Origin of the sequence: Halorubrum marinum, from assembly GCF_048381195.1 — an archaeon.
GTDB lineage: Archaea > Halobacteriota > Halobacteria > Halobacteriales > Haloferacaceae > Halorubrum.
In genome coordinates this window covers 134,729-156,894 of record NZ_JBLWMM010000007.1, presented here as the reverse complement: position 1 = coordinate 156,894, position 22,166 = coordinate 134,729, and the positions used below count along the sequence as shown (strand labels likewise).

Here is a 22,166-nt window from a genome sequence, read left to right as displayed (position 1 = left end):
ACTCACCCACGAGGTGGACACACAACCCATGACAGCAGAGCCTGACGTCGTCGTTCTCCGCGAGGGGACTGAAGGACTGTCGATGGAATCGTACGCCGAGACGCTGCGCGAGCACCTGCCGGACCAGGACGTGGCTCTCGCGCGCACGCCAGCCGCGGAACGCGAACTGGTCCCGCGCGCTCGGGTGGTCACCGGCATCACCGTCTCGGAGGAACTGATCGCTGACGCCGACCGACTCGAACTGTTCGCGTGTACGTTCGCCGGCACGGATCACGTTCCGGTCGAGGCGCTAGCAGACGAGGGAGTCGTCGTCACCAACGCCGGGGGGATCCACGCTCCGGGAATCGCAGAGCAGACGATCGCCAACGTGCTCGTCTTCGCTCGACGGCTCCACGAGGGGTGGCGTCGCAAGTCGAACGCCGAGTGGCGGCACTTCCAGTCGTTCGAGTTCGCCGGGAGCACGGTCACCGTGATCGGACTCGGGTCCATCGGCCAGCACGTCGTCGACCGGCTCGACGGCTTCGGCGTCGAGACGATCGGCGTTAGATACACCCCCTCCAAAGGCGGTCCGACCGACGAGGTCGTCGGCTTCGAGCCGGACGCGATCCACGACGCGCTCGCCCGAAGCGACTACGTCGTCGTCGCGTGCCCGCTCAACGAGCTCACTCGCGGGCTTATCGGCGAGGAAGAACTGGCGACGCTGCCGCCGCACGCCGTCGTCGTCAACGCGGCCCGCGGCGGGATCGTCGACACGGACGCGCTGGTGTCGGCGCTTCAATCGAGCGGGATACGCGGTGCGGCCCTCGACGTGACCGACCCGGAGCCGCTCCCGGCGGACCATCCCTTATGGGACCTCGAAAACTGTCTGATAACGCCTCATACCGGGGGACACACGCCGAAACACTGGGACCGCCTCGCGGCGATCGTGGCCGATAACGTCGCCGCGCTCGACGCGGGCGAGGATCCGGCGTCTCTCCGTAACCTCGTGCGCGCTCCGTAACCTCGTGCGCGCTCCGACTTACGGCGAGTGAGTTCGCCGAGGTGTTACGCCCTGAAGAGCCGCCGCGGGAAGTCCGCGAGCGTCTCCGCGCCCGTCGACGTGACCGTGAACGTCTCGCTCAGTTCGACGCCGAACTCGTCCTCCCACAGCCCCGGTATCATGTGGAACGTCATCCCCGCTTCGAGAACCGTCTCGTCGCCGGGGCGGATGCTGGCGGTGTGTTCCCCCCAGTCCGGCGGGTAGCCGAGCCCCATCGAATACCCGATCCGGTCCTCCTTCTCGACGCCGTACCGCGCTATCGTCTCGCGCCACGCCGCCTCGACGCGCTCGCAGGTGACCCCCGGCTCGACCGCGTCCAGCGCGGCGTCGATCCCCTCTGAAACGATCTCGGCGGTCCGCTCGACCGCCTCCGGCGGATCGCCGACGAACGCCGTCCGCGCCAGCGGCGAGTGATAGCGGTGCCGGCATCCCGAGAGTTCGATGAGCACCGGATCGCCGTCCGCGAACTCCCGATCGGTCCACGTGAGGTGCGGGGTCCCCGTGTGGTCGCCCGACGGCATCAGCGGAACGATCGCCGGATAGTCGCCGCCGTACTCGTCCGTGCCTCTGATCAGTCTGTCGTAGATTTCGGCCGCGACCTCGTACTCGGGGACTCCCGGCTCGATGGCGTCGAGACCGGCGAGCATCGCCGACTCCGAGATCCGCGCCGCCTCTCGCATGTACTCGATCTCCCGGTCGGACTTCCGTACCCGAATCCAGTTGACGAGCAGATCCGCGTCGACGAGCTCGGCGTCCGGGAGCTCCGACTGCAGCCGCGTGTACGACTTCGCCGTGAAGTACGCGGCGTCCATCTCGACCCCGACCCGACCGTCTTCGACTTCCAAATCACGCAGGACGTCTGCGAGGAAGTCCATCGGGTGCAGGTCGTACGGCGAGTGGACGTGGTCGTCGCTGTACGCCCGCATGTTCGGCTCCGAGAGCCACGTCGTCGCCCGGGCACCGTTCTTGTCCATGTCGCGGCCGACCCACACCGGCTCGGGGTGATCGCGCGCGACGACGACCGCCTGGTGGACGTAAAACGACCACCCGTCGTACCCCGCGAGGTAGTTCATGTTCGCGGGGTCCGAGACGACGACCGCGTCGAGGTCGCGTTCGTGGAGCCGCTCTTTCGTTCGTTCGACCCGCGTCTCGTACTCCGATTGCGGAAAGACGTCTCCTGGCATACGGGAGTTCTATTGAGACACACTCACACGCACCTGAAAAGTATTTTGTGTATATCCAATACGGAATCCGTTTACAAACCCGCGTGTCCTGCGCCCGTCTCAACCCGATCACATCGCCCTCAGCGAAAGCCACAAGCCCGACTGCCGCGCATATCCCGTATGAACGAGCCCGGAACCGAGGGTGTGCTGCTGGATCAGGAGGCGCTCCACGATCGGCTCGGCGACGCGCCCGACTGGCTGCAGGCGCACTACCGCACCTTCCGCGAGTCGATGCTCGGGGAGCGTGACGGCTCTCCGTTCCCGTGTTACTTCGGCATCGAGGTCGAGCGGGAGGGCGAGCTGCTGTACGCCGCGTGCGAGTCGACGACCGATCCCGTCGCGCTGCTCCGGTTCCGCGACGTCCTCCTCGAATACCTCGACACGTATGCGGACCACGCCGACCGCGCCCCGCTGGCCGTCTTTTTCAGGCCGCCCGACGACGAGCCCGGCGAGGCGCACTATCACGAGCGGCTGTGGCACGTCTTGGAGTTCCTCCACGTCCACGATCCGGAGCCGTGGCCGGAGTCGATCCCGACGGACCCGGACGACCCGCACTGGGAGTTCTGCTTCGGCGGGGAGCCCCTGTTCCCGACCTCGCGTGCGCCCTTTTACGACGAGCGGAAGAGCCGGTACTCGCCGATCGGCTTAGAGATCACGTTCCAGCCGCGTGCCGTCTTCGAGGGACTTACCGCCGACACCGAGGCGGGGCAGCACGCTCGCGAGGTCATCCAGTCGCGAATGGCGGAGTACGACGGGGTCTGTCCGCACGCCGACCTCGGGAACTGGGGGGCCGAGGGCGACCGCGAGTGGACGCAGTACCTCTTCCGCGAGGACGACGACGCGAGCCCGGACGCGTGTCCGCTGCGACCGACCCGCGAACATCCGAAGGCGCCCGAGGCGCTGTTGGAGCGGGGGGCGTGGCGGCGGCTCGCCGACCGGCGCGCTCTCGGAACTGAATCGCCTGGGGTCACGACGGGACTCGGCGATGACTGAGGACACGTCGATTTCGGACGACGCCGTCCTCCTCCTCGTCGACTTCCAGACCGGCTTCGACGAATCGGACTGGGGCGACCGCAACAACCCCGAGGCCGAGGCGAGCGCGGCCGCGCTCCTCGCCCGGTGGCGCGAGACCGACCGCCCGGTCGCGCACGTGCGTCACGCCTCGACGGAGCGCGACTCCCCGCTCCGGCCGGACGCGCCGGGGTTCGCGTGGAAGCCGGAGACGGCTCCCGACGACGGGGAGGCGACGTTCGAGAAGCGCGTCAACGGGGCCTTCCTCGACACCGGACTCGACGCGTGGCTCGAAGAGCGCGGGTACGGAACGCTCGTGATCTGCGGGCTGACCACCGACCACTGCGTCTCGACGACGGCACGGACGGCCGAGAATCGCGGGTACGACGTGGTCGTCGTCGCCGACGCGACCGCGGCTCACGCCCGGAAGGGGTACGACGGCGAGCGGATCGACCCGGAAACGTCCCACCGCGTCGCGCTCGCGCACCTGCACGGCGAGTTCGCGACCGTGATCGAGAGCGGCGATATCCTCGACGACTGACCGAAAACCCATATCCCTCCCGAAAGAAGTGCCATCCGTGTTCCACGGGACGCCGAACTGTCCGGAGTGCGGGAGCCGCTTTCTCGTGACCGCGATCCGGATGAACGGCGGTCACGTCCCGCCGCCGGACCTGACCGTGTACCGATGCTACCGGTGTTTCGCGAAATTCGCCGACGAGGACGTGCAGGGATCGGACGGCGACGCCGGAAGCGACGGGGACGGCCACCAATCTGGGCCCGGAGCGGCCGACGACGTTAGTTCGGAGACGGCGCGCCCGATCCGCGTCACCGACGTCGATATCGCGGTCTCGCCGTCCGGCGAGAAACGCGCTGTCGATCGCTTCGCCGTCACCCTCCGCAACGACGGCGCCGAACCGATCCGGGTGGCGCGGGCCACGCTCGCGTTTCCCGACGACGAGGAGTCGGTCGCGCCGATCGACCCCGTCGTCCTCGCCCCCGACGAGACGGCGACGGTCGCCGTTCCCCGCGACTGGCTTCACCCCGGGCAAGAGGCGGTGACGGTTCGGCTGATCAGCGACGGCGACGCCGTCGGGTCGGCCCGCGTCACCGACCTCGGCTGAGCCCGCCGACCGCGACCGGGCCCGTCGGCCGCGTCAATCGGTGACGTCAGCCGGTGGCGTCAGTCGGCGGCGTCCGTACTCCCGCCGTCGCCGCCGCTTGCACGCTCCGCGGCGTTCGCGAACATCCCCTGTCGAGTCGTGTACCAGAAGTACGCACCGAGCCCGAGGAACCCGACGACGTTCGAGACGGCGACCGCCCAGAACACGGCCTCGACTCCCCATCCGAGCCCCGGCGCGACGGCGGTACCGGCGGCGCCGAACGTCGCCGTCGCGGGCACCGCCGCGACCGCGATCGGGAAGCGGATCCCCCAGTACTTGATCAGGTCCGCGACGAACGACGTCCGGGTGCGCGAGGCGCCGTTGAACCCGGCCAAGATAGTGTAGGTCCCGCCGAGCGCCCAGTAGGAGGCGGCGAGGATCTGCAGGTACAACACCGAGAGCTCCCGACCCGTCGCGGTGAGGTCGGGCGCGAGCAGGTCGACGATCTGGCCCGCGAACAGGAACTGGACGACGCCGAGCGCGAGGAACCCGACGACGACCATCTCGGTCCCGACGGTCGTCGTCCGCCGGGCGCGACGCGGGGCGTCCGCGCCGAGGTTCTGTCCGATCATCGACTGGGCGGCCTGCTGCATCCCGAGCGCGGGGACGATGGCGAGGGTGGCCACGCGCGCGCCGACGGTGTAGGCCGCCACGCCCGCCGCGCCGCCGGCGATCGCGACGAGCCCGACGACGAGCACGCGGACGAGTTCGCTCACCCCGCGCTGCCCGCCCAGCGGGAGCCCGACGGCGACGACCTCGCGGATCGCCCCGAGGTCGACCGCGAACGCCTCTCGGGTGAGTCGGAACGTGTCGCGGCGGATCCCGGCGGCGTACGCGAGCACGTGGACGAGTCCGACGATCCCTGCGAGCACCGTACCGAGCGCTGCGCCCGCGACGCCCAGCGCCGGAACCGGGCCGACGCCGAAGATGAGCACGGGGGCGGCGACGAGGTTGACGAGCACGCTGAGGACGCTGACGTGAAGCACCGCGCGCGTGTCGCCGTAGGCGGTAAAGCAGTTCTCGACGGTGTCGCCGACCGCGCCCACGGGGAGGACGGCGACGATGATCGCGAGGTAGGTGGCGGTGACGCCTGCGAGCGCGGGGTCCGCACCGAGGAACCGCACCAGGTCTTCGGCGTAGACGACCACGGGAACCGCGACCGCGACCGTGATCGCGAGCGCGACGAGCCCGCCGTTGACCGCGACGCGCCGAGCGCCCGCGTCGTCGTCGCCGCCGGCGCGCTGCGCGACGAGGATCTGCGTGCCGATCGCGGCCACTACGACGGTCGCACCGAGGAACGACTGGATCGGGAGGCTGAGACCGACCGCGGCGACGGCGTCCTCGCTCACGCGACCGAGCCAGAACGTGTCGACGAGCGCGTTCGCGACGTACACGAGGTTCTGCGCGACGAGCGGCGCCGCGAGCACGAGAAGCACCCGCCCCACCGGCCCGTCGGTGATCGCCTCACGGTCGATGTCGAACATCCGATAGTTCCGGATTGGATAGCTATAATAAAAGTATATTGATGTTGAATAGGAGACGTGTTCGGACCGGACCCGTCGCGAGTCGGAGTCGTCTCAGTGCTCCCGATCCTCACGTTTTTGCACCCGGCCGCCGTGGGTCGGGTATGCAACGCGGCCGTCGGAAACCGGACTGGCTGAAGTCGCGTCCCCCGTCCGGCACGCGCTTCACCGAGATCACGGAGACGCTCCGCGATCGCGACCTCCACACCGTGTGTGAAGCGGCCAACTGCCCCAACATGGGCGAGTGCTGGTCCGGTCGGGACGGGCCGGGCACGGCGACGTTCATGCTCATGGGCGACCGCTGCTCGCGCGGGTGCAACTTCTGTGACGTCGAGACCGGGGGCATGGACGCACTCGATCCCGACGAACCGGCGAACGTCGCCGACGCCGTCGCGGAGATCGGCCTCGACTACGTCGTGCTCACGTCGGTCGACCGCGACGACCTCGCCGACGGCGGCTCCGCGCACTTCGCCGAGACGATCCGCGAGATCAAGCGGCGCGACCCGGGGATCCTCGTGGAGACGCTCATCCCCGACTTCCAGGGCGATCCCGAGGCGATACGTCGGATCATCGACGCCGGTCCGGACGTGATCGCGCACAACGTCGAGACCGTAGAACGGCTCCAGTGGCCCGTTCGAGACCGCCGCGCGGACTACGAGCAGTCGCTTTCGGTGCTCGATCAGGTCGACCGCGAGTCCGAGGTTCACACCAAGACGAGTCTCATGCTCGGCGTCGGCGAGTACGACCACGAGGTGTACCGCACCCTCGGCGACCTCCGCGAGGTCGGCGTCGACGTGGTCACCTTCGGGCAGTACCTCCAGCCGTCGCGCTCGCACCTCGACGTGTTCGACTACGTCCACCCAGACGTCTTCGAGACGTGGCGCGCGGTCGCGGAGGAGGAGTTCGACTTCCTCTACTGCGCGTCGGGACCGATGGTCCGCTCCTCGTACAAGGCGGGCGAACTGTTCGTCGAGGCGTTGCTTCGGGAGGGGCGCTCGGCCGAGGACGCGCGCCGACACGCACGGGCCGCGGGCGGCGACTGAGAGGTACTTCGCCCCGACGAGACCGACGCGTCGCTAGTCGTCGCAGTTCTATCCGCGATAATATGAGACTAAAATTGGCTTTTGGCGCGATATCTGCCGTCACCGATACCGGCCTAACAGCGAGTTATTTATCCCTCCATGTCTGACCCTGCGTCAGTGAGACGCACACATGGGAACAACTGAATCGTCGGTGGTTGACACGGTGCGGGCCCGGCCGGGGCTTCTCTTCCTCGCGCTCTTCGGCGGCCTCCTCCTCGTCGACCTCGCCGCAAAGCTCGCGGGAGTCTCTGTCGGTCCGCTCGGCGGGTCGCTTTCGGTAGGCCGACTCGGCTCCAACCTCTGGAACGGGGTCGTGATCGGCCTCGTGATCGGCCTCGCGGGTATCGGTCTCTCGATGACGTACAGCATCCTCTCGTTCGCGAACTTCTCGCACGGTGACCTCGTCAGCACGGGCGCGTTCACCGGGTGGGGCGTCGCCTTCGTTATCGCGGCGTTCGGCGACGCGCCGCTCCGCGCGCTCGCGACCGTTCGCGGCGCCGGAAGCGTCACCCCCGGTGAGATCGGCGCACACATCCTCACGACTCCGGTCGCAGTGTTACTGGGGCTCGTGACGGCGTTCGTCGTCACCGCGCTGGTGGCGCTCGCGCTCGACAGGCTATTTTATAAGCCGATGCGCGACCGCAGCGGCATTTCGCTGCTCATCGCCTCGATCGGCGTCGCCCTGGTCGTCAGATACCTCCTGCAGTTCGTTTACGGCTCCAGCCGCCGCGGCGTGACCGCGACGCTCGACGCGTCGAACATCGTGTTCGGCCCGCTCGGCCTGTCGATCAACGCCCACCAGCTGACGCTCGTCGTCGCCTCGATCGGGCTGATGCTCGCGATGCACTTCATGCTACAGCGCACGAAGCTCGGCACTGCGATGCGGGCGATGGCCGACAACAAGGACCTGGCCCTTATCACCGGAATCCCGGCCGAGCGCGTCGTCACCGCGACGTGGCTCATCGGCGGCGGGCTCGCCGGTGCCTCGGGCTACCTCTACGTCCTCCTCCGGGGCACGATCCAGTTCGACTTCGGCTGGCTGCTCCTCCTGTTGATGTTCGCCGCGGTGATCCTCGGCGGTATCGGCTCCGTCTACGGCGCGATCGCCGGGGGGATCGTCATCGGCGTGGTGTTCACGACGTCGACGGTGTGGATCCCGTCGGACTTCAACGAAGCGGCCGTCTTCGCCGTGATGATCGCCGTGCTCCTCGTGCGTCCCGAGGGGATCTTCGAGGGGGTGTCGACCGCATGAGCGACGAGACGACCGCCCGATCGGATGACGCTGATCGCGGCGACCCCGACGACGCGAACGGGGGAGGCGGCCCCGACAGCGCGACCGGAGCGGTGCTCGACGCGCTTCGGCAGAGCGACCTCGGGCTCGTCATCGTGACCCTGCTACTGGTGTACGCGGGCGCGACCGTGTTGACGTTCACGGACGGACTCAACAGCGTCGTGGGTCTGATGCGGACGCTGACGTTCCTCGGACTGGTGTACGCGCTCTCCGCGCTCGCGTTGAACCTCCACTGGGGGTACACCGGGCTGTTCAACATCGGCGTTGCCGGCTTCATGGCCGTCGGCGTCTACACGATGGGAATGGTCGTCCGATCGCCGGACCCGGCGTTCGGCCCCCCGGGATTCGGGCTCCCGCTCCCGGTCGGCATCGTGGCTGGCATGGCGATGGCGTCCGTTATCGGGCTGCTCGCGGCGCTCCCTGCCCTACGGCTCAAGGCCGACTACCTCGCAATCGTCACGCTCGGGCTCTCGGAGATCATCCGGTTGACGCTCCAGTCGAGCGCGTTCGACACGTTCCTCAGAGAGACGATCGGGGCCGGGACCGGTGGCGGCCGCGGGATGGGGATGCCGGACAACCCGGTCCGGGGACTGTTCCTCGTTGACGGGCGCGCCGGAAACCCGACCGCGTTCGGCGAACTGGTCTTCGGGGTGCTGGGCGACGGCGGCGTCGGCATCGCGCACAACATCCTCATCGGCTGGGGATACGTGGCCGTGCTCGCCGCGTTCCTCGTCGGCTTCTACGTCCTGTTGGAGCGGCTCGGCCACTCGCCGTTCGGACGGAACCTCAAGGCGATTCGCGAGGACGAACTCGTCGCCGACTCGCTCGGTAAGAACGTCAACCTGATCAAGGTCAAGGTGTTCATGATCGGCTGTGCGCTCATGGGGCTCGCGGGGATCCTCTGGTTCGGCAGCCAGGGGAACGTCTCGCCGACGCCGCAGTTCATGCCGCTCTTAACCTTCTACATCTTCGTCGCCGTGATCATCGGCGGCTCCGGTTCGAACACCGGGTCGGTCCTCGGCGGTATCGTCTTCGCGGCGGTGCTGTTCGAAGGACCGCGCCGCGCGGGGTCGGCGATCCGGGGAATCATCGACGCCCCGACGCCGCCGTCGTTCGCGGACGCCGTCGTATCGCTCGACCCGACGGCGTTCCTCGCGTTCGCCACGGACAACGTCGCGCCGCTGCAGTTCGTGTTCCTCGGGCTGATACTGATATTCCTCATGCACCGCCGACCCGACGGCATCCTCGGCGATCGGATCGAGACGGCGGCCGCCGTCGACCTCTCCGAGCGGCCGCAGGGAGGTGAGCGCGATGAGTAGCGACGTTCCGGACGCGTCCGATCCCGCCGCGGACGACGCGGCGGGCGGCACCCCGAGCGCCGAACCGGAGGCTAACGACAGTCCCGTCGAAGAGGCGGCGAAGCGCGTGCCTGCCGGCGTGCCGCTCCGAGTCGAGGGACTCGTCAAGCGGTTCGGCGGCGTTACCGCCGTCGACGGGGCCTCCTTCGAGGTCGAACAGGGCTCGCTGACCGGGCTCATCGGTCCGAACGGGGCCGGGAAGTCGACGACGTTCAACTGCATCACCGGGGTCCACGAGCCGACCGCGGGGAAGGTGTACTTCAAAAACCAGGACATCACCGGGCTCGAACCGTATCAGATCGCACGGAAGGGGCTCGTGCGGACGTTCCAGATCGCCCGCGAACTGGAGGAGATGACCGTCCTCGAGAACCTGATGCTCGCGCCGAAGGGCCAGATCGGCGAGTCGGCGATCCGTGCCGTCACGCCCGGGCTCCGGAGCGGCGTCATCGAACAGGAGGAGGAGATCCGCGAGCGCGCCTGGGAGACGCTCGACTTCTTCGAGATCGACCACCTCGCGACCGAACACGCCGGTAACCTCTCGGGCGGTCAACGAAAGCTCCTCGAGATGGCTCGCGCGCTGATGACCGATCCGGAGCTGGTGCTGTTGGACGAGCCGCTCGCGGGGGTCAACCCGACCCTCGAAGAGAAGCTCTTGGAACGCATTCATCGGCTCCGCGAGGACGGCTACACGTTCCTGCTCGTCGAGCACGACATGGACATCATCATGAACAACTGCGAACGCGTCATCGTCATGCATCAGGGGAAAGTTCTCGCCGAGGGCACCGGCGACGAGATACGGAACAACGAGGAGGTCATCGAGGCGTACCTGGGGGAGGACATATGAGCGACGACCCCGCGGTCGACGTTCGGGAGAACGAGCCGTCTGCGACGGGCGCCTCGGCCGGGACGGCACACACCGTCGACGGCGATGCGATCCTCCGAATTCGCGACCTCGATGCCGGGTACGGCGACCTCCAGATCCTTTCAGATGTCGACCTCGACGTCGCCGCCGAGGAGTACGTCACCATCGTCGGCCCCAACGGAGCCGGAAAGTCGACGGTGATGAAGACCGTGTTCGGCCTCACGACGTACATGGACGGCACGGTCGACTTCGAGGGGAACGACATCCACGGGCTCGCGCCCGAACAGATCATCCGAAAGGGGATCGGCTTCGTCCCGCAGACCGACAACGTCTTCCCCGGACTGAGCGTCCGCGAGAACCTCGAAATGGGCGCGTACATCCTCGACAGCGTGCCGGAAGACCGGATCGAGGAGATATTCGACCGCTTCCCGATCCTGCGCGAGCGACAGGCGCAGAAGGCGGGCACGCTCTCCGGCGGCCAGCGACAGATGGTCGCGATGGGTCGGGCGCTGATGCTCGATCCCGACCTGCTGTTGTTGGACGAGCCCTCGGCCGGGCTCGCGCCCGACCTCGTCGCCGACATGTTCGACCGGATCGATCGGATCAACGAGAGCGGAACGGCGGTGCTGATGGTGGAACAGAACGCGAAGGAGGCGCTTCGCCGCTGTGACCGCGGCTACGTGCTGGTCAACGGGGAGAACCGCTACACGGACCGCGGCGAGGTGCTGCTCGGCGACGAGGACGTTCGGAAGGACTTCCTCGGCGGGTGATCGGCGGCCGGTGTGGGTTGTCGTCCGAAACAGCTGGGTCGCCAAAAAACAGCTTGTGATTGATGGCAGGAGTGGATGACGCAGTACGGTCGCTCGGCTAGTTATAAGCTGAATGCGGGTGTTGCTGTCGGCTGTTTGACTCTGTTGAAATCAGTAGTAGCTGCTTTGATATCCTCCCCGCGCTGAAGCGCGAGGCTTTCTCCTCGATTCTCCGTAATCTAACCCGCTCTGTGTCAGTACAGCGTATCTAGCGATTGATCGCTGCTGTGTTTGATCGGAATCCATCGCACCGACAGCAACGGCTACAACGCGGGCGATGACCGACGGAAAAATACGCAGTCTGAGTGAGTGCTGTGCGGCTTACAGCTGCAGGACGTCGCCCCACTGGCTCGAGTAGGACGCCTGTTCGGGCTCGAAGGAGACGCGCTCGCGGACATCGCCGCCAGCGTCCCCGAAGCTGTTGACGTACTCCTCTTCGAGCGCCTGCCCGTAGTCGTCGTTGAGGTACAGCGTGCCGGAGCTTTCGGCACCCACGCGGTCGCTGACCGCGAGTTCCGCCAGCGCCGGTCCCTGCAGCACGTCGGACGCGGCCGTCCGGAAGATGTAGCCGTCGTCGTCGAGGTCCGTGATTCCCGGAGCGGTCGAAGACGGCGAGATGCCGACGACGCCGTTCGGGATGAGAACCTGGTCTGTGACCTGGAAGTTGACGTTCGAGGAGGCGGGACCGACGACGGACGAGTAACCGGCGTCGACGAGCGCGTTCGCACCGGAGATTCCCGCCTGTGGGTCGGTCTGGGTGTCCTCCACGCGTACGTCCACGCTGACGCCGACGTCGGCGTCGTTGATCTGGTCGGCCGCGAGCAGCGCGCCGTCGCGGATCGGCACGCCGAGCGGACCGAGGTCACCGGTCTCCGGGAGCAACACGCCGACTCGGGCCTCGAAGTCGTCGACGCCGACGGGGTCCGCCGCTGGCGCGGCCTCGTCTTCTTCGGTGAGTTCCGAACCGAACTCGACCGTGTCGACCGTGTTCAACTCGCCGTCTTGGAAGTCGACGATGTCGTACGCCGCGGTGACGATGTCACCGTTAACGTCGAAGTCGACGCTCGACGACGCGCCGACGTAGCGGATTCGATCTCCGGCGGCGACCGCCTCGACCGCGTCGACGAGGGTCTCCGGACCGAACTCCTCGCCACCGGGATTGGTAACGCTCCGAACGCGATCGCGGACCTCTGAGCCGGTGTTCTCTCCGGCCGCGACCGTCGCGAGGACGTTGACCGCCATCGCGTCGTACGCCTGTGCGGTGAACACGCCGGGGCCCTCGCCGTAGGCGTCTTCGTACGCGTCGGCGTAGAAGTCGGCGCCGGGACCGGCGGCGGAGGGGTTCGTACCGATCACGTTGTTCATGTCGTTGTCGACCTCGCCCGGCAGGTCGGGGTCGATGAGCCCGTCGGGCACGATGATATCGAGATCCGGTGACTGGTCCGCAAACTCCGAATAGTAGTCGCGGAACAGCTGGATGCCGGACTGCGGGAACCCGACGACCATCACGGCGTCGGGGACATCGGAGTCGTCGTCGCCGTTCGCTCCGTCGTCGCCGTTCATTCCGTCGTCGCCGTTCGCTCCGTCGTCGCCGTTCGCTCCGTCGTCAGGGTCCTCGGTCGAGCAGCCGGCGATGGCTGCGATACCGGCCGCCCCGGCACCTCTGATCACGTCGCGTCGCTGGATTCTTCGCGTCATGCTGTTACGACATACCATACGGGACATTATAAGTGTATCCACGCGCACAAATACCACCCGGGCCAGACGGCAGTGACTCAGACGGCTGTAAACAGGACCTTATTGGGGTGTACGGCCGGGGCGTGATATCCATGCACGACCGACAAACGGGCAGTCGTTATAGATCCTCGTCATATCCGATCGCGGCCGTGTCGCAGTCGCCGACTAGTACCCCTGTGCGTTCCCGTCCTTTCGCGGCTCCGTCGCGGCCGAGAGCACGCCGTCGCGGCTCCGGGCGATCTGCGCGCCGCCGAACTGGACGGGCGAGAGCGTTCGCACGTCGTGCCCTTTCCGTACCAGCTTCGCCGCGACGTCGTCGTCGAAGTGCGGCTCGACCGCTAACTCTCCGGCTTCCCGATAGCGCCAGCGCGGCTCGTCGAGGGCCCGCTGAAGGGGCATCCCGTAGTCGACGACGTTCGAGATCACCTGAACGTGGCCCTGCGGCTGCATGTATCCGCCCATCACACCGAAGGCCGCCCAGTCGTCTTCCTCGAAGCGCACGACTCCCGGAATGAGGGTGTGGAAGGGGCGTTTCCCCGGTTCGAGCGCGTTCGGGTGCTCCGGATCGAGCGAGAAGGAGGCGCCGCGGTTCTGGAGGGCGATCCCCGTCTCTCCGGCGACGAGCCCGGAACCGAACCCGGCGAACCGCGAGTTGATGTACGAGACGACGTTGCCCTCCTCGTCGGCGACGGTGAGAAGCACGGTGTCGGCGTCCTCGGCGTTGGCGTCGGGCACGCCGAAGGAGACGTCGTGCGAGGCGCTTTCGCCGATGTCGGCGGCACGAGAAGCGGCCCACTCCCTCGACGCGAGCGGCGGGATCTCTTCGTACTCCGGATCGGTGATGTACCGGTGGCCGTCGTGGAAGGCCCGCTTCATCGCTTCGCCGAAGTAGTGGACCCGTTCTGGGGAGTCGTAGTCGTACTCGCCCGCGCCGAGCTCGGCGGCGACGTTGAGCGCTTCCAGCGCGATGAGCCCCTGGTTGTTCGGTGGCAGTTCGTACACCTCCGCGCCGTTGTACGTCGTCGACACGGGCTCGGGCCACTCGACCTCGAACCCCGCGAGGTCGTCGACGGTCATGAATCCGCCCTGCGACTGAACCTCTTCGGCGATCGCCTCCGCGATTTCGCCCTCGTAGACGACGTCGGCCCCCTCCTCGGCGATTCGTTTCATCGACTCGCCGAGTCGCGGGAGCGTCACCGTCGCGCCGACTTCCGGCGCGTCGCCGTCGAACAGGAAAGCCTCGCGGGCGTGCTCGTCGGTGAACAGGTCCTCGGCGCCCGTCCAGTAGGACGCGATGACTTCCGACACCGGGTACCCCTCGGTGGCGTATCGGATCGCCGGGGAGAGGACGTCGGCGAGCGTGAGTCGGCCGAGTTCCTCGACGGTCGCCTCCCAGCCGCGCGCCGTGCCGGGAACGGTGACGGCGTGTGGTCCGTAAAAGGGCATCCCGGCCTCTTCGACGTCGTCGACCGCGTAGCCGCCGTCGTCGGGGTAGTACGCCGACGCGTCGTCGTCCGCGTCCAACGCGCTCCGGACGTTCTCGATCGTCGCGTCGGCCGGTGCGCCGCCGCAGGCACGCATCGCCCCGACATCGCCGTCCGCGGTCCGATACAGCGCGAACACGTCGCCGCCGAGGCCGGTGGAGGTCGGCTCGACGACGTTTAGTGCGGCCGCCGTCGCCACCGCCGCGTCGAACGCGTTGCCGCCCTCGCGCAGCGCCTCGATGCCCGCCTCGCTCGCGAGCGGTTGACTCGTCGCGACGACACCGCGCTGTCCGTACACCGTCGACCGACGAGATGTAAATCGATCCAGATCTGGCTCCATACCCATGCGTTTACGGGCTCCCGGTTAAACGTCGCCCCGGACAGTTTCGGTCGCCCGCGGCCCTTCATGTGTTCTCTTCCACCGTCCCCGGATCTGATCTCTTCCACCGTCCCCGGATTCGTCGGACGCTTCCGTGAGATCGACCGCACGAAGAACGGTGACAACCTCTGAGCGGCGAACGCCGTAGGTCTTCGGAACGCAGTCGAGCCTGTTAATAAACCTGTGTCAGCTATACGGAATAGCCTCGTCATCCTCACCACTGCCGCCACTCCAGCGGAGCGTCGGCTCCCGGGCGGCGCGTCCGACAGCAGCTCGTCGAACAGCGCGACGAGTCGACGCTCAGTTTCGTCGCGGATCTCGCGGACCGTCGCTATCGGTCGCCCGTGGGGTCATCGAGCCCCCAAGTCTCGGTTCTCACCGCTCCACGCAGCCGGACAGACGTCGGAGGCCGAACGGCCCACGGTCACGACCAGACCCACCGCCTGTGGCTCGTCGGGCGTCACCTCCCGCGGCGTTCGGTCACCGAGGTCACTCGATCGCCAGCGCTCGTCGGTCGCGCTCGCGCTCGACGAACGCCATCGCTATCGGACTTCTCCCCGCGCCCCGGATGCAGACGAACGCGACGCGAAGCCGGAACAGTGGGGCCCCTGCGAATGCGGCGAACAGCGTGACCATCAGAAACGAAAGGATGAGCGCGTCGGCAACCGTCGAAACGCCGTCAAGTTGACTGACTCCGAGCCCGCCGAGAACCGCGACGGGACGAGTGTGCTCCGGTACTTCTCGACGGTGTCTATCCGAGTGACCCTGTCTTTTGGTCGGTCCTGGATCGGTGGTTCGATCGATACCGAGAGACGGTGGGAAGCGCGTGACTACGGCGGAATTGGTCACCGGCTGGGAACCAAGTGGACGACTATCGTCACACGGTTACGTCCTTGCGCTGCAGGCGAGGCTTTCGCCTCGGATTTCTGTAACGACGACTACTATTTCGAGACCACTGTCGGGGAGCCACTTACTCATATATTATCGGGATTTTGAGACTTCATAACTAATAGCGTATCTCTCCTGTTACTCGTTATGGCTACTACCACAATCGCAGCGTCAGCGGAGTATCAGTTGTTGTCTGGGTTCGGAAACCTTGCTCCACTGCAGTTCTCGGGCGATTTCCTTCAGTGGGCGGTGATATTTTTCATTATCGCGATCGTCGCAGCCGTCCTGGGGGCACGTGGAGTCGCCGGGATCAGCATGACCGTTGCGAAGTGGTTCGTCATCATCTTCTTGGTGCTAGCTGTGATCTCGCTCCTCCTGTAAACTACCCCGCCCTACTCCCTTGGGGCTACGCGCCTCGGTCCTTGAGGGACGGGGCTTTGATGTGGACTCTCGGTAATCGGTCGTCAGCAAGAGGCTGGTAACTCTCACCGTTCGCCGTCACCTGATATTCTTCGCTGCATTATACTCCGCGTTCACTTCGTACCCACACTTCTGACAACAGAAGTGCTCACCATGGCGATTGTCCGGGTGTGTAAATCCGCAGTCTGTCCGAGAACGACGTTGAGTTCACTCTCTTCCCGTAGTTCGTCATAGAGTGCGTCGCGTGCTGTCGTATTGGCCGTGACGCAGTCCATATCGGAGCGAATCCCAACAGAGTCCGACGGCACGATTGGCACAATGAAGGAACTGACGGGTAATTTGTGGAGTCGTCGCGTCGCTCATCGGGAACAACGGGCTCGACGGGTGCGGTACGCCGAACCTCCATACCTCCGGCGGAGGAGTGACGATTCTTAAATAGCGGGAGTCAGGTAGCTAGCGTAGAGTGGTTATCACTGGGCATGTTGGTTTCCTCTCCGGACTACTCGCTCACTGCGTTCGCTCCCTGAGGCCGGAAGCTCCACCTTGTAGTATGTTGAATACCCCTAGGTAGTGTCCAGATACGCAGATCCGACACGAAAGACACGAACCCGAGCGACTCGAATGCAGCTCCCGCTCCTCCGTTACTAAGTAGTTTGAGAATAGACACATCTGTACGTTGCTCAAAAATAATACATTTAATGCCGCTCTGATCTTGAGCTTACCCGTATTTAAAAAAAAACAGTGCTTGCGGTAGGATCACTCACGCAATATTGATAATGATGAGAACTATCAGGTCGTACACGCCGTGTTTTTGTAATTTAATAAAACTAATTCATAATTAAATTTGACTGTATCGACTCAAGCTATGCGCGTGTCTCAAAGTATGTGATTCGAGATAGACAGGAGATAGCCAGTAGTATCGATCGTCCGCTAACTCACCGTTTTATCAGCTATTGACGTGAATGGGATCCGCCCGGCTCCGGCTGTGGGTCGGTCTAGTGAACTCAGGAATGAGCGGTAGATCGACCCCGATCGACATGAAACAACAACAATCTGAGTAGTATATAAAAGTGGTATGTTTGGTGGATTGCGTTGTTCTTTTCTTTGAGGCGGAAGGCTACTGTTACGATACGAATCTCCACGGTCGAGATGAGTGTCGTTCGTACCGCCGCTGACGTATCTGTTGACCCGCAACGCACGCGCAACTAGTGGTTTGGCCATACTAAACGGATTCGTCTGAAATCTACTGGTACGCTGTCGGCCGTACAACCACCGGTGTTCTCACTCCACAAGTTTTGTTGCTTATGTGTCTACAAATCATCATTGGTGTCACATCCACAGCCACCGTTCCGAAGAAGCTCTCCGGCAGCGGTGTCGGAACCGCACGCGGGGCAAACGGTGCGCACGCCGACGAGCACGTCGTAGTCGCTGCGGTCGAGTTTGCCCGCCGAATCGAGGGTACCGAGCGCCGACTCAGTCACCGCAGTGAGGCGACCTTGGAGCTTCTCAATCGTCTCGATCTTTCGGTCGACGAGATCCGTCTCATTCTCGGGAAGCGTGGCTTCACGCACCTTTGTGAGGTACGTATGTATCGCTTGATGTGTCACGAAATCACCCTCCAACTCCTCCGTATCGATCCCCTCACGCTCTAAGCGCCGCCGTGCACGGGTCGCTTCCGGCTCCGATCCGTCCGAAAGCATCTCGTATGTTCCCGCCACCTCGAAGTTGAGCGGCGACCCGCCAGCGCCTTTGAGCGCGGCTCGAAGTACCTCCTCGTTGAACTCCGCTGCGAGGTCACGGAGGCTGGTCCGCTCTCCCCGTTCCGCAGTCCAAGCCTCTTCAAGCTGCACTCCAAGGCCATCGAGATCATACTTATCGAGCACCTTTGCAACCTTCGTCGAGCGCGTCTCACTCATACGCTCACTACGCCGTGAGGCATTACAAATCTAACGATGTAATATTAGTCGAAAAGAGGAACGATCTGCCCTGGACGTACCGTCGAATTAGTCGATAGTTTCCACGTACGTGTACTCCTCAGTGAGCGAGGCGGCGTCCTCAGGCAGCAGTGCGGCAATCAAATACTCAGAGTGTTCCCGAAAGTACTCGACGACACGGGCGATACGATTCGAGTCGATCGCCTCCAGCGAGTCGAGCACGATGAACGGGACGGTCTCTGCGACATCGTGGACGAGGTAGCCAGCGAGTGCGAAGACCAGCCCGGTTACCTCTCGCTCGCTCTCCGACAGGTGGTCGACGGTATCCTCGTACGCCGTCCCGTCTGCAGTCGAGCGAACGATATGTAGGTCAAACCGGGTGCGGTTCACTTTGCGGCGTCCCTCTCGGACCTCGACGTCGCGTCGCTCGATCCAGATGCGATCGAGATTGTCGTACTCAAGAATGTTCAGGACGGTTTCCATATGCTCGTTGAACGCGTCGACGGCCTCCTCCTCGATCCGGTCGACCCTCGTACGGAGATCGGTGAGTCGCTCGGAGAGTGACTCACGCTCCTCCTGTAGCGAGTCTCGCTCGTCGATCGACGCTTCGCGATCGACGATTTCTGTTTCGATGTCGTCGATGTCGGACTCCAGCCGCTCGATACGCAGTTCGATTCCGTTGACCTCGCGGTGGAGTTCGAGTGTCTCGTCGTGGCCCTCGATGTCGACCTCCGCTGTCTCTGCTTCGAGCTCGGCGACCGTCTCCTCCTGTTCGTCGATCCGGTCTTCGAGGTCAGCGATCCGGTCCGTTGTATCCTCGATCTGGGACGTAACCTCCTCAAGTCGTCGTTCGGTGCGTCGCCGTTGCTGTTCTCGTTTTTTGAGCGCAGATTGCTCGTCGGTCAACTCCGTGATTTGCGTCTGAATTTCGCTCCGCTCATCTAACGTTTCAGAGCGCAAATTCCTGAGCCTGTCCAGTGTCTGTTCGATTTGTGTCGTCTCGATTTCAGAGCCACACGTCCAGCAAACCGTCTCATCGGACGCGGTGAGTGCGTCCGTCGGATCGGCCCGTTCCTCGAGGTCGAGTCCCTCTCCGTTCAGCATCTCCTCGTTGAAGTTGACCACGCTACCGAGTTCGTTGATCGTTTCGTCGAGCGATCGCTTATGTCGGCGAAGTTCGTCGATACGGCCGGCGAGTCGGTCGGGGTTCCGGTCGACTGCTTCGGCATCTTCAAGCGTCTCCGCTAGCTCCTCACGTTCCGACCGGAGTTCCGCGAGGGTCGTTCGTTCAGTCTCGAGATCAAACTCCAAGTCGTCTAGCGCCGATCGAGCCTCTCGAACCCGTTCAAAGGCATTTTCGAGGTCTTGTTTCCGTGACCGACTCTCCTCGACGCCGGTGTCGAGACGTTCGAGTTCCGCTTGCGTTTCCTTGAGCTCGGTCTGTGCGTCCGCTAGCTCCTCGCGCTTCTCGCGGCGTTCGGCCTCGAGTTCGGGTAGCTCCCGTTCGAGCTCGTTGATCGCTTCGATGCGGTCCTCGAGGTCGGCGCGCTTTCGCTTGCACGACTCGATCTCGGCTTCGATCTGGTCGGTGTCGATCGGTCGCATGATGATCTCCCGAAGGTTATCACCGCGTGCGACCGCACGACGGGCCTCGTTGTTCTCGAGGAGAAACGCGAACAGGTCCGCGAGAGTCGGATCGTCAAGATACGGGTCACCGCCGAAGACGACCGAGCCGTTCTGTCGCGTCAGCGTACGTGTATACGTCTCTTCGCCGATGTTGAGTGTGACAGATCCCTCGTCGGCGTCACCTTTCAGCGAACTCTGCTGGCTCCCTAGCCCGGCCATCAGCGCCTGTAGAAATGAGGTTCTGTTTGTCGCATTGCGGCCGGTAAGAATTGAAACATCGGGGGGAAGGGTAACAGACGCTTCATCGATACCACCGATATTATGGACATCAACGCTCACAGTCGGGAGTGAGACTTGTTTTGAGGACATAACTACTATTGGTGTGGTCATCATGTTAAACCTATCTTTTATCCAAACGTCATCCTACAAACTCTAGCCCGACAGAGAGTGGATAGAGAGATCGACAGAGATGCTGAGTAAACAGGCAGCGGTCCCGTTCGCTGCTGGTGCATGCGATATAGACTGTCTCAGAGCACAACGTACAAAACAAATCAACGGTGGACAACAGCAAACATCATACGCCGTGTCGAGGCACGCTAAGTGGTTTGTCCACCTCCATTACCGCACTTTCGAACCCAATAGCCCGGCATGCATAGAGTTCATCTTCCATTCGCCACATATATATGGTAACCAACCCACCCAGGCGTATGATACATGTTGACAAAGCAGCCCCTGATTTTACCGTTCCAAAGGCCGGTGGCGAGGCGTACGACGACGTCGAGCCGTTTACGCTGTCGTCGGTGCTGGGTGACGGGCCGGTGGTCCTCGCGTTCGTTCCGGCCGCGTTCACGGGTGGGTGTACGGAAGAGATGTGCTCGTTCCGTAACTCGATGGCCGATTTCGAGGCGGTAGACGCCCGCGTATACGGCATAAGTGTCGATCTCCCGTACGCACAGAACGTCTGGATGCGCGAGGAAGGCCTGAACTTTCCCATGCTCTCCGATACGAACCGCGACGTGATTCACGCGTACGACGTGGTTCTCGATGCGCACGACGGACTCTTCGAGACCGCAGAGCGGGCAATCGTCGTCATCGATGCCGCCGGTCAGGTGTCAGCCACGTGGATCCGCGAGGACGGGAACCCCGACTTCGAAGCGTTGGTCTCGTGGACTCGCGATGCCGTTAGAGAGGCGGTCGCGCGATAGCCCACCGATCGGGGCGAAGGGTCGCGGGAGGAGGGACGAGGCGTCCGATTGATGGCTCATCCACTCGGATTCTCATATATTGAATCGCGACCGCGTGCAGAGTCAAGCCGTGATATCGCCGCGTTCGTAACGTACTGTCCGCTACGGAAGGTAATCGAACGTATCCGGACGCGATCCGGAGCGTTTCGACAAATAGTGGCTGTGTGAGTGCCGATCGGTCGGGAGCTTCTGTTGACAACGTATTCGAGCGGCTTCCCGCGATGCGGGATCGGTGTCCACACAGGATCCGTGTCGATTCCCTTTTCCGGCCCCGATCAGGAGTATTTGAGGTTCAGTTCGACCTCGTTTGCCGCGCCCATCAGTAAATCGGGGAGTTCTTCGTGAAAGTACGAGTCACGGAATCGATGGGCCGGTCCCGAGACGCTAAACGCGCCGAGGACCGACCCGTTTCCATCGTGGACGGGGACACCGACCGCGCGAAGCCCTTCGGTCGACTCCTCGTCGTTGTACGCGTATCCGCGTTCGCGAACCGCTTCGAGTTCCTGTCGGAGTTCGTCCGGATCGGCGATCGCGTTCTCGGTTTGTCCGCCGAGCGGTCTCCCGTCAAGGATCGACTCGATCCGCTCACGCGGGAGATTCGCGAGGATCGCCTTTCCCGCCGCACTCACGTGAAGCGGCCCGCGCTTCCCCAGCGTCGCATCCGTTTTCACGCCGCTCGGGCCGGAGTAGGTGAACACGTACACCCGCTGAGCGTTCTCTTCAACCATGAACTGGACGCGCTCTCCTGTCCGATCACTCAGCTGCTGAACCTTCCGATCGATTATGTCCGAATCGAACAGCCGATCGCGTGACCGACCGCCGTACGTGAGAAACAACAGACTGAGAGCGTATTCGCCCGACGTATCGACGACGAGGCCTCGCTCGCGAAGCGTCATCAAGTGCCTGTGAACGGTACTCGAGCTTCGGTCGACGGCTGCCACGATATCTTCCATCGTCGCCTCCCCTTGTTCGTGGAGATACTCGACGATATCGAGGGTCGTCTCGACCGACTTGACGGTGGATCGACCGTCCGTCGAGGAATCGGCGGTGTCGGTGGGGGCGTCCGCGTTTCCACGATCATCGATCATGTCCTTCG

General features: G+C 64.3%; 18 protein-coding genes and 3 pseudogenes. 11 read left to right on the top strand and 10 right to left on the bottom strand.

What is annotated here, in order from left to right:
* Positions 1–28 precede the first annotated feature (28 nt).
* Complete coding sequence (locus ACNSN4_RS14280) at positions 29–1,000, top strand: D-2-hydroxyacid dehydrogenase (RefSeq protein WP_418286515.1); 972 nt, start codon at positions 29–31, stop codon at positions 998–1,000.
* Between the two features lie 44 nt (positions 1,001–1,044).
* Here ACNSN4_RS14280 and ACNSN4_RS14275 read toward each other — a convergent pair whose 3' ends face one another.
* Complete coding sequence (locus ACNSN4_RS14275) at positions 1,045–2,223, bottom strand: M24 family metallopeptidase (RefSeq protein ID WP_418286514.1); 1,179 nt, start codon at positions 2,221–2,223, stop codon at positions 1,045–1,047.
* Between the two features lie 159 nt (positions 2,224–2,382).
* Here ACNSN4_RS14275 and ACNSN4_RS14270 point away from each other — a divergent pair, with 159 nt between their 5' ends.
* Genes ACNSN4_RS14270 through ACNSN4_RS14260 form a run of 3 tightly spaced genes read left to right on the top strand, consistent with a single transcriptional unit; the run spans position 2,383 to position 4,394 of the window.
* Positions 2,383–3,255 (top strand): YqcI/YcgG family protein, encoded by an 873-nt coding sequence (locus ACNSN4_RS14270; RefSeq protein WP_418286513.1) that lies wholly within the window; start codon positions 2,383–2,385, stop codon positions 3,253–3,255.
* On the top strand, positions 3,248–3,814 hold the full coding sequence (locus ACNSN4_RS14265; RefSeq protein WP_418286512.1) for an isochorismatase family protein: 567 nt from the start codon (positions 3,248–3,250) through the stop codon (positions 3,812–3,814). The genes ACNSN4_RS14270 and ACNSN4_RS14265 overlap by 8 nt, the downstream gene beginning before the upstream one ends.
* A 37-nt stretch (positions 3,815–3,851) precedes the next feature.
* The gene (locus ACNSN4_RS14260) at positions 3,852–4,394 is read left to right on the top strand and encodes a hypothetical protein (protein ID WP_418286511.1); all 543 of its coding nucleotides are present in this window, start codon (positions 3,852–3,854) and stop codon (positions 4,392–4,394) included.
* Positions 4,395–4,453: 59 nt separating this feature from the next.
* Here ACNSN4_RS14260 and ACNSN4_RS14255 read toward each other — a convergent pair whose 3' ends face one another.
* Complete coding sequence (locus ACNSN4_RS14255; RefSeq protein ID WP_418286510.1) at positions 4,454–5,917, bottom strand: MATE family efflux transporter; 1,464 nt, start codon at positions 5,915–5,917, stop codon at positions 4,454–4,456.
* Positions 5,918–6,060: 143 nt separating this feature from the next.
* Between ACNSN4_RS14255 and lipA the strand changes: the two genes are divergently transcribed.
* The 5 genes from lipA to ACNSN4_RS14230 all read left to right on the top strand — a co-directional run bounded on the left by lipA (position 6,061) and on the right by ACNSN4_RS14230 (position 11,319).
* Positions 6,061–6,999, top strand: coding sequence for a lipoyl synthase (gene lipA / locus ACNSN4_RS14250; RefSeq protein WP_418286509.1), 939 nt, complete (start codon positions 6,061–6,063; stop codon positions 6,997–6,999).
* Positions 7,000–7,168: 169 nt separating this feature from the next.
* Complete coding sequence (locus tag ACNSN4_RS14245; protein WP_418286508.1) at positions 7,169–8,290, top strand: branched-chain amino acid ABC transporter permease; 1,122 nt, start codon at positions 7,169–7,171, stop codon at positions 8,288–8,290.
* Entirely contained in the window at positions 8,287–9,648 is a 1,362-nt protein-coding gene (locus ACNSN4_RS14240; protein WP_418286507.1) for a branched-chain amino acid ABC transporter permease, read from the top strand. Before ACNSN4_RS14245 ends, ACNSN4_RS14240 begins: the two co-directional genes overlap by 4 nt.
* The gene (locus ACNSN4_RS14235; RefSeq protein WP_418286506.1) at positions 9,641–10,531 is read left to right on the top strand and encodes an ABC transporter ATP-binding protein; all 891 of its coding nucleotides are present in this window, start codon (positions 9,641–9,643) and stop codon (positions 10,529–10,531) included. The genes ACNSN4_RS14240 and ACNSN4_RS14235 overlap by 8 nt, the downstream gene beginning before the upstream one ends.
* Positions 10,528–11,319 carry an ABC transporter ATP-binding protein gene (locus ACNSN4_RS14230; RefSeq protein ID WP_418286505.1) on the top strand — a complete coding sequence of 264 codons (792 nt, stop codon included), beginning with the start codon at positions 10,528–10,530 and terminating at the stop codon, positions 11,317–11,319. Before ACNSN4_RS14235 ends, ACNSN4_RS14230 begins: the two co-directional genes overlap by 4 nt.
* 360 nt (positions 11,320–11,679) lie before the next feature.
* On the opposite strand, the gene ACNSN4_RS14225 is transcribed toward ACNSN4_RS14230, so the two are convergent.
* From ACNSN4_RS14225 to ACNSN4_RS14215, 3 genes and pseudogenes are all read right to left on the bottom strand, one after another.
* Complete coding sequence (locus ACNSN4_RS14225; protein ID WP_418286504.1) at positions 11,680–13,056, bottom strand: ABC transporter substrate-binding protein; 1,377 nt, start codon at positions 13,054–13,056, stop codon at positions 11,680–11,682.
* A 204-nt stretch (positions 13,057–13,260) separates the two neighbouring features.
* Complete coding sequence (gene ggt / locus ACNSN4_RS14220; protein ID WP_418286503.1) at positions 13,261–14,919, bottom strand: gamma-glutamyltransferase; 1,659 nt, start codon at positions 14,917–14,919, stop codon at positions 13,261–13,263.
* A 293-nt stretch (positions 14,920–15,212) separates the two neighbouring features.
* Positions 15,213–15,594: pseudogene (locus ACNSN4_RS14215) on the bottom strand (hypothetical protein); the annotation flags it as partial.
* A gap of 399 nt (positions 15,595–15,993) precedes the next feature.
* Between ACNSN4_RS14215 and ACNSN4_RS14210 the strand changes: the two are divergent.
* Positions 15,994–16,227 (top strand): DUF1328 domain-containing protein, encoded by a 234-nt coding sequence (locus ACNSN4_RS14210; protein WP_418286502.1) that lies wholly within the window; start codon positions 15,994–15,996, stop codon positions 16,225–16,227.
* Positions 16,228–16,350: 123 nt separating this feature from the next.
* Here the strand turns inward: ACNSN4_RS14210 and ACNSN4_RS14205 are convergent.
* From ACNSN4_RS14205 to ACNSN4_RS14190, 4 genes and pseudogenes are all read right to left on the bottom strand, one after another.
* A pseudogene (locus ACNSN4_RS14205) lies at positions 16,351–16,473 on the bottom strand (zinc ribbon domain-containing protein); the annotation flags it as partial.
* Positions 16,446–16,672 (bottom strand): annotated as a pseudogene (locus ACNSN4_RS14200) (RNA-guided endonuclease TnpB family protein); the annotation flags it as partial. The pseudogenes ACNSN4_RS14205 and ACNSN4_RS14200, both read right to left, overlap by 28 nt.
* 904 nt (positions 16,673–17,576) lie before the next feature.
* The gene (gene rdfA / locus ACNSN4_RS14195; protein ID WP_418286501.1) at positions 17,577–18,182 is read right to left on the bottom strand and encodes a rod-determining factor RdfA; all 606 of its coding nucleotides are present in this window, start codon (positions 18,180–18,182) and stop codon (positions 17,577–17,579) included.
* A gap of 87 nt (positions 18,183–18,269) precedes the next feature.
* A complete protein-coding gene (locus tag ACNSN4_RS14190) occupies positions 18,270–20,195 on the bottom strand; it encodes an archaea-specific SMC-related protein (RefSeq protein ID WP_418286500.1) in 1,926 nt (641 codons plus the stop codon).
* A gap of 338 nt (positions 20,196–20,533) precedes the next feature.
* Here ACNSN4_RS14190 and ACNSN4_RS14185 point away from each other — a divergent pair, with 338 nt between their 5' ends.
* The gene (locus ACNSN4_RS14185; RefSeq protein ID WP_418286499.1) at positions 20,534–21,031 is read left to right on the top strand and encodes a redoxin domain-containing protein; all 498 of its coding nucleotides are present in this window, start codon (positions 20,534–20,536) and stop codon (positions 21,029–21,031) included.
* A gap of 314 nt (positions 21,032–21,345) precedes the next feature.
* On the opposite strand, the gene ACNSN4_RS14180 is transcribed toward ACNSN4_RS14185, so the two are convergent.
* Positions 21,346–22,158, bottom strand: a complete 813-nt coding sequence (locus ACNSN4_RS14180; RefSeq protein WP_418286498.1) for an IclR family transcriptional regulator — start codon at positions 22,156–22,158, stop codon at positions 21,346–21,348.
* Between the last annotated feature and the right edge of the window lie 8 nt (positions 22,159–22,166).